Genomic DNA, 13,578 nt, shown 5'->3' on the forward strand with positions numbered 1-13,578 from the left:
CATATGGCTGTCATACTCAGCTTTGTGGTCGAGTCTGGTACCAGCTTTCGATGGCACTTCCCATTCAGCCAAATAGACAGCAGACGCAAAGTTTAGTTCAATACAGTTCCACATTATGGCCCGTGATAACAACTTGATGCCACACTCATACGAACACGACGTTCTCATCATCGGCAGCGGAGCTGCCGGCTTGACGGTTGCCCTCAATTTGCCGCACCACCTGAAAGTGGCCGTTATAAGTAAGGGCAAAATCACCAGCGGTGCGACCCTTTGGGCTCAGGGCGGCATCGCAGCGGTTCTGGATAACGAAGATTCCGTCGAGAACCATATCCGGGACACCCTGTCCTCCGGTGCCGGGCTGTGCCATGAAGACGCTGTGCGATTCACCGTTGAACACGGCCGTGAAAGCATCGAATGGCTCATTGATAGCGGCGTCAATTTCACCCGTGACGAAAACGCCCAACTGCACCTGACCCGTGAAGGTGGCCACAGTCATCGGCGTATCATCCATGCCGCCGACGCTACCGGTCATGCTGTCTCCAGTACGCTGAGTCAGCAAGCGGCCGCGCGGGAGAATATCCAACTGATGGAGTCACGGGTTGCGGTCGACCTGATTACCAATCGTAAACTGTTGCTGCCGGGCAACCGCTGTGTGGGTGCTTACGTTCTGAACCTGGATGACAATCACGTCGAGCTGTTCCGGGCCCGGTTCGTGGTCATTGCCACCGGCGGTGCGAGCAAGGCTTATCGTTACACCAGCAACCCCGATGGCGCCTCCGGTGACGGCATTGCCATGGCATGGCGAGCGGGATGCCGAACCGCAAACATGGAGTTCAACCAATTCCACCCCACCTGTTTGTACCACCCCCACGCCAAGTCTTTTTTGATTACCGAGGCCGTGCGTGGAGAAGGTGGTTATTTAAGGTTGCCTGACGGCTCGCGGTTTATGGATCGCTTCGATGCGCGGGCCGAACTGGCGCCTCGTGACATTGTCGCTCGCGCCATCGACCATGAAATGAAGCGCCTGGGGGCCGATCACCTGTACCTCGACATCAGCCATAAACCGGCGGATTTTATTCGCAAACACTTTCCGACAATTTATGAGAAATGCCTGGAATTCGGAATCGACATCACCAGTGATCCGATTCCGGTGGTGCCCGCAGCCCATTACACCTGCGGTGGCATCATGACGGACAAGCGCGCCCGCACCGACGTGAACCAGCTGTATGCCGTGGGTGAGGCCGCGTTTACCGGATTGCATGGCGCCAACCGGATGGCCAGCAACTCACTGCTTGAATGTCTGGTGTATGGTCGCGCCGCGGCGGCGGACATCGCCCGCAGGGCAGCCGATATTCCGGCGCCCCCCAACGCCCCGGAATGGGACGAATCCCAGGTCAGAGACTCCGATGAGGATGTCGTCATTTCCCACAACTGGGATGAACTCAGGCATTTCATGTGGGACTATGTCGGAATTGTGCGCACCACCAAAAGACTGCAGCGGGCCAAACACCGTATTGACCTGCTGTCCCGGGAAATCGGGGAGTTTTACAGTAATTACCGGGTCTCAAATGATCTCTTGGAGCTGCGAAACCTGGTCACCATTGCTGATCTGATCATCTGTTCCGCCATGCAACGAAATGAGAGTCGCGGTCTTCACTACACGCTGGACTACCCCGGACTGATGCATGAAGTTAAAGACACCGTGCTCGTCCCGACCAGCTTCCGTACCAAATCGCCCTGACGGGTGTGGGCCAGGAAGCACCAATCAATTTGCAGCGCCGGTCAACTCGCCGACCACCACAGCCGTAACCACATGAGACTGACAATGGATGACAACACTGAATTTAATCGTCTTTACTGGCACAGCCGCCGCGGCATGCTTGAACTTGACGTCTTGTTAATTCCCTTCCTTGAGGAGGTGTACCGGGATCTGCCAAAACAGGACCAGGATCTTTACCGGAAGCTGCTGACCTGCGAGGACGCGGACATCTGGCAATGGTTCATGCAGCGCAGCCAGCCAGACGATCCCGAGTTGCAGCGTATTGTGGATATGATCGTTCAGCGTGTGCAGCCAGATTAACGTCAGGCTTTATCCGTCGCTTGGCGCGGGCCTCATTGCATCGACTCCCTGGATTACCTTGCTGCTATCGGCTCTCACCGTCGGACTGGCCAGCAGTGCTCCGTTGTTGCTGTGTTGTCCGCCAGCCCTGGCCGGTGCCGTCTGGCAAGTTCGCGCCAGTGGGCTATTGATGTCCAGCGCTTCCGTCACGCAACTATCGATCCGCGACGGGCAATTGCATGCGCTATTGGGCAATGGTCAGAGATTTCCTGCTCACGCAAAAACCGAAAGCCGGCTGTTTGGGCGGATGGCGCTCTTGAAACTGGCACTGGTCGGCACCAACTTAACACCACCGCTGGTTGTTTTAATCGACGTTCGGCGAGCCGATGGCCAGCCTCGTAATACCGACCCGGATGCCTTCAGACGTCTCCGGGTATGGCTGCGGCTGTCCAAGGTCAACACAGTTCGCTGACGCATTATCGACCATCCATTTGTACAATCTGGAGTTTCAGATGCCGGAACCCACGCCGTTAGCCAGCCATGCCAGGATTTCACTGCCAACACCAGCTTCCGCCTCACTGACCGGGCAGGTGATCGTGCAGGTCTCCGGCCCGGCCGTGGATAAATTTCTCCACGGTCAATTCAGTCAGAGCATGGATGAGGTGACCGATACCCGGTCACCCAGAGCCGCGGCCTGCAACCCCAAAGGCCGAGCCTATGCGTTGACGCGCCTGGTTCGTCACGATGACTCCGTGCTGCTGGCGTTTCCAGCCTCACTGGCAGACGCCATTGTTGCCCACCTCAACAAATACCTGATGCTTTTCCGTGGCACCAACATGGCTGTTCTGGAGGATGCGGGCATTGTGGGCCTGTTCGGAAACGATTTGGCCGAACAACTCGCTCCCGGCATCACACCCCGCTTGCTTGAACCGGGAGACACCGCGCGGATCGGAGCCCACACCCTGATTCGCACTCAGGACACTGCCAGCGGACTTGTCCGCTATGAGTTTTGGCGGGTCGGACCTTTATCCGAGAGTGAGGCCGCAACGATTGAGGCTGCCTACAAAGCATCCGAAACGGACTGGCAGGCCTCTGAAATTGCCGCAGGCATAGCGGCCTTGTGTCCAGCCACTCAGGATGCGTACGTTCCGCAAATGTTGAACTGGCAACACGTCGACGGCATTCACTTTAAGAAAGGCTGCTACACTGGGCAGGAGGTCATCGCCCGCATGCATTTTCTGGGGCAGCTCAAGAAAAGTCTGTTCCGGCTCCGGGCCGAACCCGCAGAGTCGGCCCTCATTCCGGGCCAGCAGGTTCTCGCTGGTGAGCGCGTAATCGGCGAAATTGTCTCCAGCGTTGCTTACGACAACCACAGCGCCGAAGCGCTGGCCGTGCTTCGCCATGAAGGCGCCGGTCACCCATTAACGCTGAAAGACCCCAGCGCCACGCCATTGCAACTGTTGGATCTGCCCTATTCGGTTCCGGAACGGCAGAAAACCGACGTCAACGATACATAAGTTGACAGGCATCAACGCCAGATTTTGCTATAACTACTAAATCCTTTCGATAACACACTGATCACGGATTCAGACCGACTATGTCTACGATCGTTGAAACCATTAAAAATGACCTGCTGAGCGCTATTGATAACGATAAGCTCCTTCTTCCTACCCTGCCGGAAGCCGCCCTGCAGGTTCGAGAGATCGCCGAATCCGAAGACTCGTCCATCCTCGATCTGGTCAAGGTTATCAGCAACGATACCGCGTTGTCGGCGCGCCTCATTCGAGTCTGCAACAGCCCTTTGTTCCGAGGCTCCCGATCCATTGAGAACCTCAATATGGCCGTCAGCCGCCTGGGCATGGCCTACACCAGCAACCTGGCGATGGGCCTGGCTATGGAGCAAATGTTCCAAGCCACTTCCGACATGATTGATAAACGGCTACGCGCTACATGGCAAACGAGCACCGAAGTTGCTGGCATTTGCCATGTGCTGGCACAGCATTACACCAAACTCAAACCTGATCAGGCCACGCTTGCGGGCCTGGTTCACTTGATCGGAGTATTGCCCATTCTGCGTTATGTGGAAGACCAGGACATTCAGATCAGCAGCATCATGCTTGACAACGTGGTCGATGAGATCCACCCGAAGATTGGCCATCAGATTTTGAAAAAATGGGACTTCCCACCCGAACTCCAGCAAGTTCCACTGGAATATGCCCGCTTTCAGCGCGAGGTTCCCAAGGCGGATTACGCCGATCTTGTCATGGTCGCCAACTTGCAACTGGTTGCCGGGTCAGAGCACCCATTGACCGAAATGGACTGGAAAACGGTCACCGCTTTTGACCGTCTGGGGCTGGACCCCGACATCGATATGAGTGCGGAAGAAGACCTGAACGCCCAGATGGAAGCGGCCATGGCGCTGTTGAAGTAACACAGCCCTCCACCGTCAACCAATGTGGGCGTGAAACGTCCTCATTGGCAAAGGATCATGCGGCGACAGGGAGTCAAACTGACTGAAGTGGCATTACTTGGGCGGGCCTTAAGCACTCAATCGCAACGTTCAGGTGACTGGTCGGGCATCGCACTGGCAGTCAGGATTCTGATTTACCGTAGCGCTCGAAAAGCAGCTTTTTAGCGGGCAACTCCCAGCACACTTGTCGGCGGCCCTGGGTCGCAAGCCACTGGTTAGTTTTTGAGAAATGCTGGCAGCCGAAAAAACCGCGATAGGCACTGAGCGGTGATGGATGAGGTCCTTCTAGGACACAGTGCCGCTGCCGATCAATGGCTCGCCCTTTCTTTCTGGCGTAACTCCCCCAGAGGATGAACACCACACCGTCACATTCGCGATTCACGGTCTCAATCACTTGATCGGTAAACGTTTCCCAGCCTTTGCCCTGGTGCGCTCCAGCCTGGCCCTGAGACACGGTTAACACACTGTTAAGCAAGAGCACCCCTTGCTCAGCCCAAGGCTGCAAGCAGCCATGATCCGGCGGTGCAATGCCCAGATCCGACTGCAATTCCTTGAACATATTGACCAGCGACGGCGGCGTGGTCACCCCCGGTCGGACACTGAAACACAGGCCATGAGCCTGCCCCGGACCATGGTATGGGTCCTGCCCCAGTATCACGACGGACACCTGATCCAGTGGTGTGCTGTTGAGGGCGTTAAAACAATGATGGCGGGCAGGAAACAGAATTTTTCCGGTCTGCTCTTCCGCCGCCAGAAATTCTGCCAGCGCTTTCATATAAGGCTGACGAAACTCGCCCTCCAAGCGCTCTACCCAGCCGCGACCGGGTTTGAGCTCGGCCGCCAGGGCATCGACCGGCTGCATGGTTTAGCCATGCTCCGGGCGCATGGCCGGAAACAGAATCACATCACGAATGGACTGCGAATCGGTCAATAGCATGGCCAGACGGTCAATACCGATGCCCTCACCCGCAGTGGGCGGCAAACCATACTCCAGCGCCGTCACATAATCTTCGTCGTAGAACATGGCTTCATCATCGCCGGCCTCTTTTTCCGCCACCTGTTCCTGGAACCGCTCGGCCTGATCTTCGGCATCGTTCAACTCCGAGAATCCGTTGGCGATTTCACGGCCACCGACGAAAAATTCAAATCGCTCGGTAACAAACGGATTGCTGTCCTTACGACGGGCCAGGGGGGACACTTCGGTTGGGTATTCGGTAATAAACGTCGGCTGCATCAGACGATGTTCAACCGTCTTCTCGAAGATCTCTACCTGAACCTTGCCCAGCCCCCAGCCTTGCTTGACCGTAATGCCCAGATCCCTGGCAATCTGTCGGGCCCCAGTATCATCGTTGATTTGGTTAGCCGAGATGTCGGGGTTGAACTTGAGAATGGAGTCGACCACCGTGAGCCGCTCAAAGGGCTTGCCAAAGTCGTACTCGATGGTATCTACGTCGCCGCCCGCCAGGGGGCGGGTATTGACCACGTTCGTGGTACCTAAAACGGTTTGTGCCGTCTCTCGCAACATGGCTTCGGTCAGATCCATCAGATCGTTAAAATCCGCATAGGCCTGATAGAACTCCAGCATCGTGAATTCCGGATTGTGCCGGGTGGACAAACCCTCATTGCGGAAGTTGCGATTGATTTCAAAAACCCGCTCGAAACCACCGACCACCAACCGTTTAAGGTACAGTTCCGGCGCGATTCTCAGATACATATCAATACCGAGAGCGTTGTGATGTGTCACAAACGGCCGGGCAGTCGCACCCCCAGGAATCACCTGCAGCATGGGTGTCTCAACTTCCATGAAGTCCCGCTGGGTAAAAAAGTTGCGGATGCAATTAATGATCTTGGAGCGAGCGTGGAACACCCGGCGGGTATCTTCATTGACCATCAAGTCGACATAGCGCTGGCGATAGCGGGTTTCGGTATCGGTCAGGCCCTTGTGCTTTTCTGGCAGCGGACGCAATGACTTGGTGAGCAGCACATACTCGTCCATCGCCACATACAGGTCGCCCTTGCCCGACTTGCACAATGTGCCTCGAACGCCCACGACGTCCCCCAGGTCCCAGTGCTTGGTTACCTTTTGCACGTCCTTGGTCGCATAAATCTGCATCCGCCCCGTCATGTCCTGAACGACCTTGAATGCCTTACGGTCGAGCATTAAACGACCGGCGATGGCGACGGTCAGCCCCAACGACTCCAGCTCCTCCTTGGATTTGTCGCCGTGTGCCGCCGTAAGAGATTCGGCGGTATGGTCACGACGAAAATCGTTTGGAAAGGGGTTGCCCTGCTCGCGCAAGTCCGCCAACTTGTTCCGGCGCTCGGCGATCAACTTGTTCTCGTCATGCTGGGTGGCGTTTGGCATTTGTTCAGTCATGGTCTCTCGCTAACATAAAGGTTTGGATCGAGGTCACTGGGTTACAGCGCCATTTTGAGGCTGGCTTCGATAAATTTATCGATATCCCCGTCCAGGACAGCCTGGGTATTGCTGGTTTCTACCTTGGTGCGCAGATCCTTGACGCGACTGTCATCCAGCACGTAGGAACGAATCTGGCTACCCCAGCCGATGTCCGACTTGGAGTCTTCCATCTGCTGCTTCTCGGCGTTGCGTTTTTGCATCTCCAGCTCAAACAGCTTCGCTTTCAGCTGTTTCATGGCCTGGTCTTTGTTCTGATGCTGACTGCGGCCGGCCTGGCAGGCCACAACCGTCCCCGTTGGATTGTGTGTTAAACGCACGGCGGATTCCGTCCGGTTAACGTGCTGGCCGCCTGCGCCGGAAGCGCGGTAAACGTCCACCCGCAAATCGGCGGGGTTGATCTCAATTTCGAAACTGTCATCCACTTCCGGTGATACAAACACAGAAGAAAATGAGGTGTGCCGGCGATTACCGGAATCGAACGGCGACTTACGAACCAGCCGATGAACACCGGTCTCGGTGCGCAGCCAGCCATAGGCGTATTCACCCTGGAAATGGATGGTGGCACTCTTTACGCCCGCGACGTCGCCGTCCTGAAGTTCGACAATTTCAGTCTTGAACCCCCGACGCTCACCCCAACGTAAATACATCCGCAACAGCATGTTGGCCCAGTCCTGGGCCTCCGTGCCGCCGGAACCCGACTGAATATCCAGATAGGCGTTGTTCGCGTCCATTTCGCCGGAAAACATGCGACGAAACTCCAGTTTCTGCAGTTCCTGATCCAAGCTCTTCAAATCAGCAACAATATCGTCCGCCGTGCCTTGGTCTTCCTCTTCGGCGGCGATATCAAGCAACCCTTCGGCGTCTTCGAGGCCAGACGTCAGGTTGTCGATGGTTTTGACAATCAGCTCCAGATCCGCGCGCTCTTTTCCCAACTTCTGTGCCCGTTCGGGGTCTTCCCAAACCTTTGGGTCTTCCAGCTCGCGCTCTACTTCAACCAGCCGTTCACTGCGCTGATCGTAGTCAAAGATACCCCCTAAGCGCATCGGTGCGCTCGCGAAGGTCTTTAATAGTCATCACAATCGGGTTGATTTCCATGAAACGGCTTCTCACAGTCTCGAAATTTTTGCGCATGGGACATCGGCCCCGTGCGATCGAATGAAACGCGGCATTTTACCGGAAAAAACGGGCTAAATCAGCCTGGGCAAACGTTCAGCGCATAGAACTCAGATTTGCGGGCAAGGTGGCGCACAAGAATACGTTACTGGGCAGGCTCAAGATAGTCGATCAGCAACTGCAAACTGGTGCGCCCCCGAAAGGTATTGGCATCAGGTTTATAAACGACCCTGGCCCCGGTTTGAGTAAAATCGGGCACACTGGGCCCGGTGTTGAAGGCAATGCCATCAATGATATCTCCCCCATCTCGGGGTTGAAGCACCAGCTTCAGGTGATTTTCACCGACGATACGCTGCCGGATCACGTCGAACTCGCCATCGAACAACGGCTCTGGAAAATGCTGGCCCCAGGGACCCGCCCGGCGTAAAAGCGCCGCCGTCTCAAGATTGAGCTCCGCAGGGGATAACGCCCCATCGGTGGTAATGGCGGCATCCAGGTCGGCCGCCGATATCGTGCTACGCACGGCTTCGTCAAACGCGCGCGAAAAGGCGTCGAGATCGACCTTGGCCATGGTCATACCGGCGGCCATCGCATGGCCGCCAAATTTCCGTAATAGGCCAGGATGACGGGCGTCCACCGCGGCCAGTACATCACGAATGTGGAGCCCCGGTATCGACCGTGCCGAGCCTTTGATTTCTTCATCGTCTTCGCCTGGGGCAAACGCAATGACCGGTCGGTGAGTTTGCTCTCGAATTCGCGCAGCCAATATCCCAATGACGCCCTGGTGCCAATCCGGGTCGAAGAGCGCCAACCCCCAAGGCAACCCGTCAATGTCCAGCGACAGCGCACCCAGCAATGCCTGTGCCTGCTCCTTCATGCCGGTCTCAATGGTGCGACGCTCGCGGTTCAGGCTATCCAGTTCCGTTGCCAGCCGGCGGGCTTCATCTTCACCGTCGGCGAGCAGGCACGCGATACCAATGCTCATGTCGTCCAGTCGGCCCGCCGCGTTCAGCCGCGGCCCAACCACAAACCCGAGATCGGTCGCGCTGATTTCACGATGATCCCGGCCTGCGATTTCCAGCAAGGCCAATATGCCGGGTCGGGCCTCGCCCTGACGAATACGGCGCAGACCCTGCTCCACAAAAATACGGTTATTGTGATCCAGCGGCACCACATCCGCCACCGTGCCCAAGGCAACCAGATCCAGCAAGACACCGAGATTGGGCTGCTGCGCCTCGCTCAGCACGCCGGTTTCTCGCAAGTGACGTCGCAAGGCCGTAAGAACGTAAAACATCACACCGACGCCAGCGGCATGTTTACTCAGAAACGGACATCCGACCTGATTGGGATTGACGATGGCGTCTGCATCCGGCAACGACTCACCGGGCAGATGATGATCAGTGACCACCACCTGAATCCCCAATTCGCGCGCCGCTCGAACGCCCTCAACGGCTGAAATGCCGTTGTCCACCGTAATAAGCAGGTCTGGCAGGCTGCCTTCCTCCTCCAGACGGGCAATGATCCCCGGGCTCAGCCCGTAGCCATCGGCAAACCGGCTGGGCACCCGGAAATCCACCTGCGTCAGCCCCATCATGGACAAACCCAGCATAGCCACCGCCGTGCTGGTTGCCCCGTCGGCGTCAAAATCACCGAGAATCAACACCCGCTTCTGATGTTGTATCGCGTCCGTGATTATCTCAACCGCTCGCCCGATACCGCGGAGCTCCAACGGCGAAGCCAAGTGTTTCAGGGTATAGCTGAGCTGGGTTTCGGAGGTAACGCCCCGCGCGGCATAGAGCCGCCGGAGGATAGGAGGAAGTTGCTCACCCCAGGTAAGGGTCGCTTCGGGCACGATTCTGCGGCGAATTTTCTTCGGCGTCATCATCCGGCAATTGAGCGACTAGGCATGCTTCCAGTGCTCCAACATGAAGCCATGAACAGCGTGGATGTCGTCGTTCAGAACTGTATAGCGCTCCTCACGCTCGAACAAATCATGCATATGCTTCGGTAGCGCTGGCTCGACCGTGACGCCCGACTGCCTGATCGCATCCGGAAATTTGGCCGGGTGCGCCGTACCCAGAGTGATCATCGGAACACTCTGGTCGCGGCGGCAATTCCGCGCCGCCCGAACCCCGATCGCGGTGTGTGGGTCCAGCAGGTACTCGTTACGCTCGTAGATCTCACGAATCGTATCGCACGTTGCCTCGTCACTGACTGCGTCGCTGTCGAACAGTTTGCGCACATGCTTCCAGCGGTAGTCATCAATGCTGACCGGGCCTGTCTGCGCCTCTTCCAGCAATGATTTAACCGCCGCCCCATCGCGCCCGTAAAGATCAAACAACAAACGCTCGAAGTTGCTGGACACCATAATGTCCATGCTGGGCGTCAGTGTGTGCTCCAATTGATGCTGCTCGTAGCGATTACCGCTCATGAACCGATGCAAAATATCGTTGCGATTGGTTGCAATCACCAGCTGGCTGATCGGAAGCCCCATCTGACGCGCGAGGTAACCCGCGAATATATCGCCAAAGTTACCGGTTGGCACCGAAAATGCCATGCTGCGATCGGGGCCGCCCAGCGCCAATGAGGCGTGAAAATAGTAGACAATCTGGGCCATGATACGCGCCCAGTTAATCGAATTGACCGCCGCCAACTGGGTTTTTCCACCCAAGAAGGATTGGTCGTTAAAGCTTGCTTTGACCATTCGTTGACAGTCGTCAAAATTGCCACGCACCGCAATGTTGTGAATATTATCTCCGGTGACCGTGGTCATCTGCCGACGCTGTACTTCAGAAACACGCTCGTGGGGATGCAGAATAAAAATGTCCACGTGCTTGCACCGACGGCAACCTTCAATCGCAGCAGAGCCGGTATCCCCTGAGGTGGCCCCCATGATCACGACATGCTGCTTACGCTTTTCAAGTACGTAATCAAGCAAGCGCCCCAGCAGTTGCAGGGCAAAATCTTTGAACGCGAGTGTCGGCCCACGGAACAGCTCCAGCACCCACTCGTTGCTATTGAGCTGGACCAGCGGTGCGACCGCATCGTGTGCGAACACCTCGTAGGTTTCTTCCAGCATGGTACGGAAATCCGCCGCTGGAATAGCGTCTTCCACAAATGGGTACATTACGTTGAACGCCAGCTCGCTGTAGGGCAAACCACGCCAGCTTCGAATTTCTTCCAGGCTGAAGTGGGGCAGCGACTCTGGCACATACAAGCCACCATCGGTTGCCAGCCCCGTCAGCAGGACATCTTCAAAACCCAGTGCCGGCGCAGCGCCGCGTGTGCTGATGTATCTCACCGTTCATTCCTGTTAATTAAAGTTTTCTGCACGGATGCGGATGACATGACCTTCAATATCCGCCAGCGCTTCAAGGTCTTCGATGGCTCGATTAATCTGACGCTCCTGAACCGTATGCGTCAGAATGATCACCGGAATTTTGCCATCTTTAAGTTCAGACTCTTTCTGCATGATGGATTCAATGTTGATGCCATGTTCACTCAGAATCGACGCGACGTTAGCCAGCACTCCCGGGCGATCCAGGGCCTGAATTCTCAGGTAGTAGGCCGACTGGATATCTTCCATCGACAACACATCAAGATCTTCCAGTGCGGATGAATCAAAGCCGAGGTAAGGCACTCGCTGACCGCTCTGGAAAACCACGGTGCGGGCGACATCCACGATATCGGCTATGACGGCGGAGGCGGTTGCTTCAGCGCCCGCACCGGGGCCGTAATACATGGTCTGACCAACCGCGTCACCATCCACCAGAACGGCGTTGAGCACGCCATCAACCTGCGCAATAAGGTGACTTTGCGGCACCAGCGTGGGATGCACGCGCAGCTCAATGCCACTGTCACGGCGACGGGCAATACCGAGGTGCTTAATGCGATAGCCAAGCAGCTCGGCATGGGCGATGTCGTAAGGGGTTATCTGCGAGATACCTTCGGTGTAGGCACGTTCAAACTGAAGCGGAACGCCAAAACCGGTGGAGGCCAGAATGGTCAACTTGTGCGCTGCGTCAATGCCTTCAACGTCGAAGGTCGGGTCCGCTTCGGCATAGCCCAGCGCTTGAGCTTCCTTCAGCACCTCCTCGAAAGCGCGACCCGCTCTCATCTCGGTCAGGATGTAGTTGCCAGTGCCATTGATAATGCCGGCGATCCAGTCAATGCGGTTGCCTGCCATACCTTCACGAATGGCCTTGATCACCGGGATGCCGCCCGCAACGCCTGCTTCAAAGGCCACGCTGACGCCTTTTTCCTCAGCGGCCGCAAATATCTCGTTACCATGCACGGCAATCAGCGCTTTATTCGCGGTCACAACGTGTTTGCCGTTTTTGATGGCAGACATCACCAACTCTTTGGCGACGTCATACCCGCCAATAAGCTCGACAACCACGTCAATGTCAGGATCATTGACCACGTCAAACACATCCCGACTGAAAGGAATGTCGCCCAGTTGAATGTCGTCACGAGGCGTCCGCGTCGCCACTCGGGCCACACGAATATTACACCCGGCTCGCCCGGCAATGAGGCTGGCATTACGCGCAAGTACATTAAACGTACCGCCGCCCACAGTTCCCAATCCACAGATTCCGACCCTGACTTCTTTCAAACTGACACCTCTATTGCTGATGAATTGCCGAGCGCGGGCATAGTATACCGTTTAGCAGGCTCCATAAAACCGGCATAGGTCTTAAAGCAGACCCAACCCTTCGGCAAACTTGTCGGCGGGCACGTACCCGCGAACCATTTTTCCGTCTTCAAGAATAATGGCCGGCGTTCCTGTTACACCAACACGACCGCCAAGCTCGAATTGTTTCCCAACAGGATTTTCGCAGGATTTTGCTGCAACCTGCCGACCACCTTTTGCCGCGTCCATGGCGGCTTGCTGGTCGTCAGAGCACCAGACTGCTTCGTATTTTTTAAACGAAGGAGTACCCGGGCCGGAGCGTGGAAAAGCAAAGTAATTGACGGCAATACCCAACTCGTTGAGTCGCGACATCTCATCATGAAGTTTGCGACAATAGGGGCAGTCAATATCTGTGAAGATGGCAATTTCAGCTTTTTGTTCGCCTTTGGCCGGGTAATGGATAGCCCCCTCCTTACCGAAGGAATTCATGATGTTTACCCGCCGATCCGCACGCCCGGCCTCAGTGACATTGGCGATTCCGGACGGCGTGATTTGTAACAGGTCCCCAGTTAACAAAAACTCGCCGTCGGGGGTCGCATAAATTGTCTCGCCGGTACTGGTTTCAATCTCATACAAACCGGGGGCTTTTGACTCGCGGACATTGGTGACTTGCAAACCTGGAATATTTTTGCTCAGCCGTTCCGATAATTCAGTCGCCACATCGGCCGCCGCGGACGTCGCCCATGCCCCCAAACCCACGGCGAGTGCCAGGCATACAATTCGCTGTAAACGCCTAATCTGGTCAGTCATACGTCATCCTGTCTTTAGAAAGTAGTGCTGCCACACGCAAGCAATAGTCGTTGCGAGTCCGTTTTTACCGTGCA

General features: G+C 56.2%; 12 protein-coding genes. 5 read left to right on the top strand and 7 right to left on the bottom strand.

The annotated features are described in order from the left end of the window. Positions 1-136 precede the first annotated feature (136 nt). The 5 genes from nadB (at position 137) to GRX64_RS17460 (ending at position 4,490) form a co-directional block, all read left to right on the top strand. The gene (nadB, locus tag GRX64_RS17440; protein WP_207308829.1) at positions 137-1,741 is read left to right on the top strand and encodes an L-aspartate oxidase; all 1,605 of its coding nucleotides are present in this window, start codon (positions 137-139) and stop codon (positions 1,739-1,741) included. Positions 1,742-1,825: 84 nt separating this feature from the next. After that, on the top strand, positions 1,826-2,080 hold the full coding sequence (locus GRX64_RS17445; RefSeq protein WP_166269078.1) for an FAD assembly factor SdhE: 255 nt from the start codon (positions 1,826-1,828) through the stop codon (positions 2,078-2,080). After that, a complete protein-coding gene (locus GRX64_RS17450) occupies positions 2,064-2,531 on the top strand; it encodes a hypothetical protein (protein ID WP_166269080.1) in 468 nt (155 codons plus the stop codon). The genes GRX64_RS17445 and GRX64_RS17450 overlap by 17 nt, the downstream gene beginning before the upstream one ends. Positions 2,532-2,571: 40 nt before the next feature. Then, positions 2,572-3,576, top strand: coding sequence for a CAF17-like 4Fe-4S cluster assembly/insertion protein YgfZ (gene ygfZ / locus GRX64_RS17455; protein WP_166269082.1), 1,005 nt, complete (start codon positions 2,572-2,574; stop codon positions 3,574-3,576). A gap of 80 nt (positions 3,577-3,656) precedes the next feature. Further along, positions 3,657-4,490 (top strand): HDOD domain-containing protein, encoded by an 834-nt coding sequence (locus GRX64_RS17460; RefSeq protein ID WP_166269084.1) that lies wholly within the window; start codon positions 3,657-3,659, stop codon positions 4,488-4,490. Between the two features lie 160 nt (positions 4,491-4,650). On the opposite strand, the gene ung is transcribed toward GRX64_RS17460, so the two are convergent. The 7 genes from ung to GRX64_RS17495 all read right to left on the bottom strand — a co-directional run bounded on the left by ung (position 4,651) and on the right by GRX64_RS17495 (position 13,504). Then, positions 4,651-5,391 (bottom strand): uracil-DNA glycosylase, encoded by a 741-nt coding sequence (gene ung / locus GRX64_RS17465; RefSeq protein WP_166269086.1) that lies wholly within the window; start codon positions 5,389-5,391, stop codon positions 4,651-4,653. 3 nt (positions 5,392-5,394) lie between these two features. After that, positions 5,395-6,906: a lysine--tRNA ligase gene (gene lysS / locus GRX64_RS17470; protein ID WP_166269088.1), complete on the bottom strand. Its 1,512-nt coding sequence runs from the start codon at positions 6,904-6,906 to the stop codon at positions 5,395-5,397. Positions 6,907-6,947: 41 nt separating this feature from the next. Then, positions 6,948-8,043, bottom strand: a protein-coding gene (gene prfB / locus GRX64_RS17475) for a peptide chain release factor 2 (protein WP_166269090.1) whose coding sequence is annotated in 2 segments (ribosomal slippage) — positions 6,948-7,970 and positions 7,972-8,043 — 1,095 coding nt in all. Because the reading frame shifts where the segments join, the coding sequence is not laid out codon by codon here. Positions 8,044-8,206: 163 nt separating this feature from the next. Next, positions 8,207-9,943 (bottom strand): single-stranded-DNA-specific exonuclease RecJ, encoded by a 1,737-nt coding sequence (recJ, locus tag GRX64_RS17480; protein WP_166269092.1) that lies wholly within the window; start codon positions 9,941-9,943, stop codon positions 8,207-8,209. A gap of 18 nt (positions 9,944-9,961) precedes the next feature. Then, on the bottom strand, positions 9,962-11,362 hold the full coding sequence (thrC, locus tag GRX64_RS17485; RefSeq protein ID WP_166269094.1) for a threonine synthase: 1,401 nt from the start codon (positions 11,360-11,362) through the stop codon (positions 9,962-9,964). A gap of 12 nt (positions 11,363-11,374) precedes the next feature. Beyond that, positions 11,375-12,676 (bottom strand): homoserine dehydrogenase, encoded by a 1,302-nt coding sequence (locus GRX64_RS17490; RefSeq protein ID WP_166269096.1) that lies wholly within the window; start codon positions 12,674-12,676, stop codon positions 11,375-11,377. Between the two features lie 81 nt (positions 12,677-12,757). Continuing rightward, entirely contained in the window at positions 12,758-13,504 is a 747-nt protein-coding gene (locus tag GRX64_RS17495; protein WP_166269098.1) for a DsbC family protein, read from the bottom strand. Positions 13,505-13,578 lie beyond the last annotated feature (74 nt).

The sequence above is a fragment of the Marinobacter caseinilyticus genome, from assembly GCF_011074955.1.
GTDB lineage: Bacteria > Pseudomonadota > Gammaproteobacteria > Pseudomonadales > Oleiphilaceae > Marinobacter > Marinobacter caseinilyticus.

Excerpts from the sequence above, each read along its gene's own strand:
- ygfZ (WP_166269082.1), top strand. The coding sequence starts at position 2,572 with ATGCCGGAACCCACGCCGTTAGCCAGCCATGCCAGGATTTCACTGCCA.
- lysS (WP_166269088.1), bottom strand. The coding sequence starts at position 6,906 with ATGACTGAACAAATGCCAAACGCCACCCAGCATGACGAGAACAAGTTG.
- GRX64_RS17495 (WP_166269098.1), bottom strand. The coding sequence starts at position 13,504 with ATGACTGACCAGATTAGGCGTTTACAGCGAATTGTATGCCTGGCACTC.
- GRX64_RS17460 (WP_166269084.1), top strand. The coding sequence starts at position 3,657 with ATGTCTACGATCGTTGAAACCATTAAAAATGACCTGCTGAGCGCTATT.
- nadB (WP_207308829.1), top strand. The coding sequence starts at position 137 with ATGCCACACTCATACGAACACGACGTTCTCATCATCGGCAGCGGAGCT.
- ung (WP_166269086.1), bottom strand. The coding sequence starts at position 5,391 with ATGCAGCCGGTCGATGCCCTGGCGGCCGAGCTCAAACCCGGTCGCGGC.
- recJ (WP_166269092.1), bottom strand. The coding sequence starts at position 9,943 with ATGACGCCGAAGAAAATTCGCCGCAGAATCGTGCCCGAAGCGACCCTT.
- GRX64_RS17445 (WP_166269078.1), top strand. The coding sequence starts at position 1,826 with ATGGATGACAACACTGAATTTAATCGTCTTTACTGGCACAGCCGCCGC.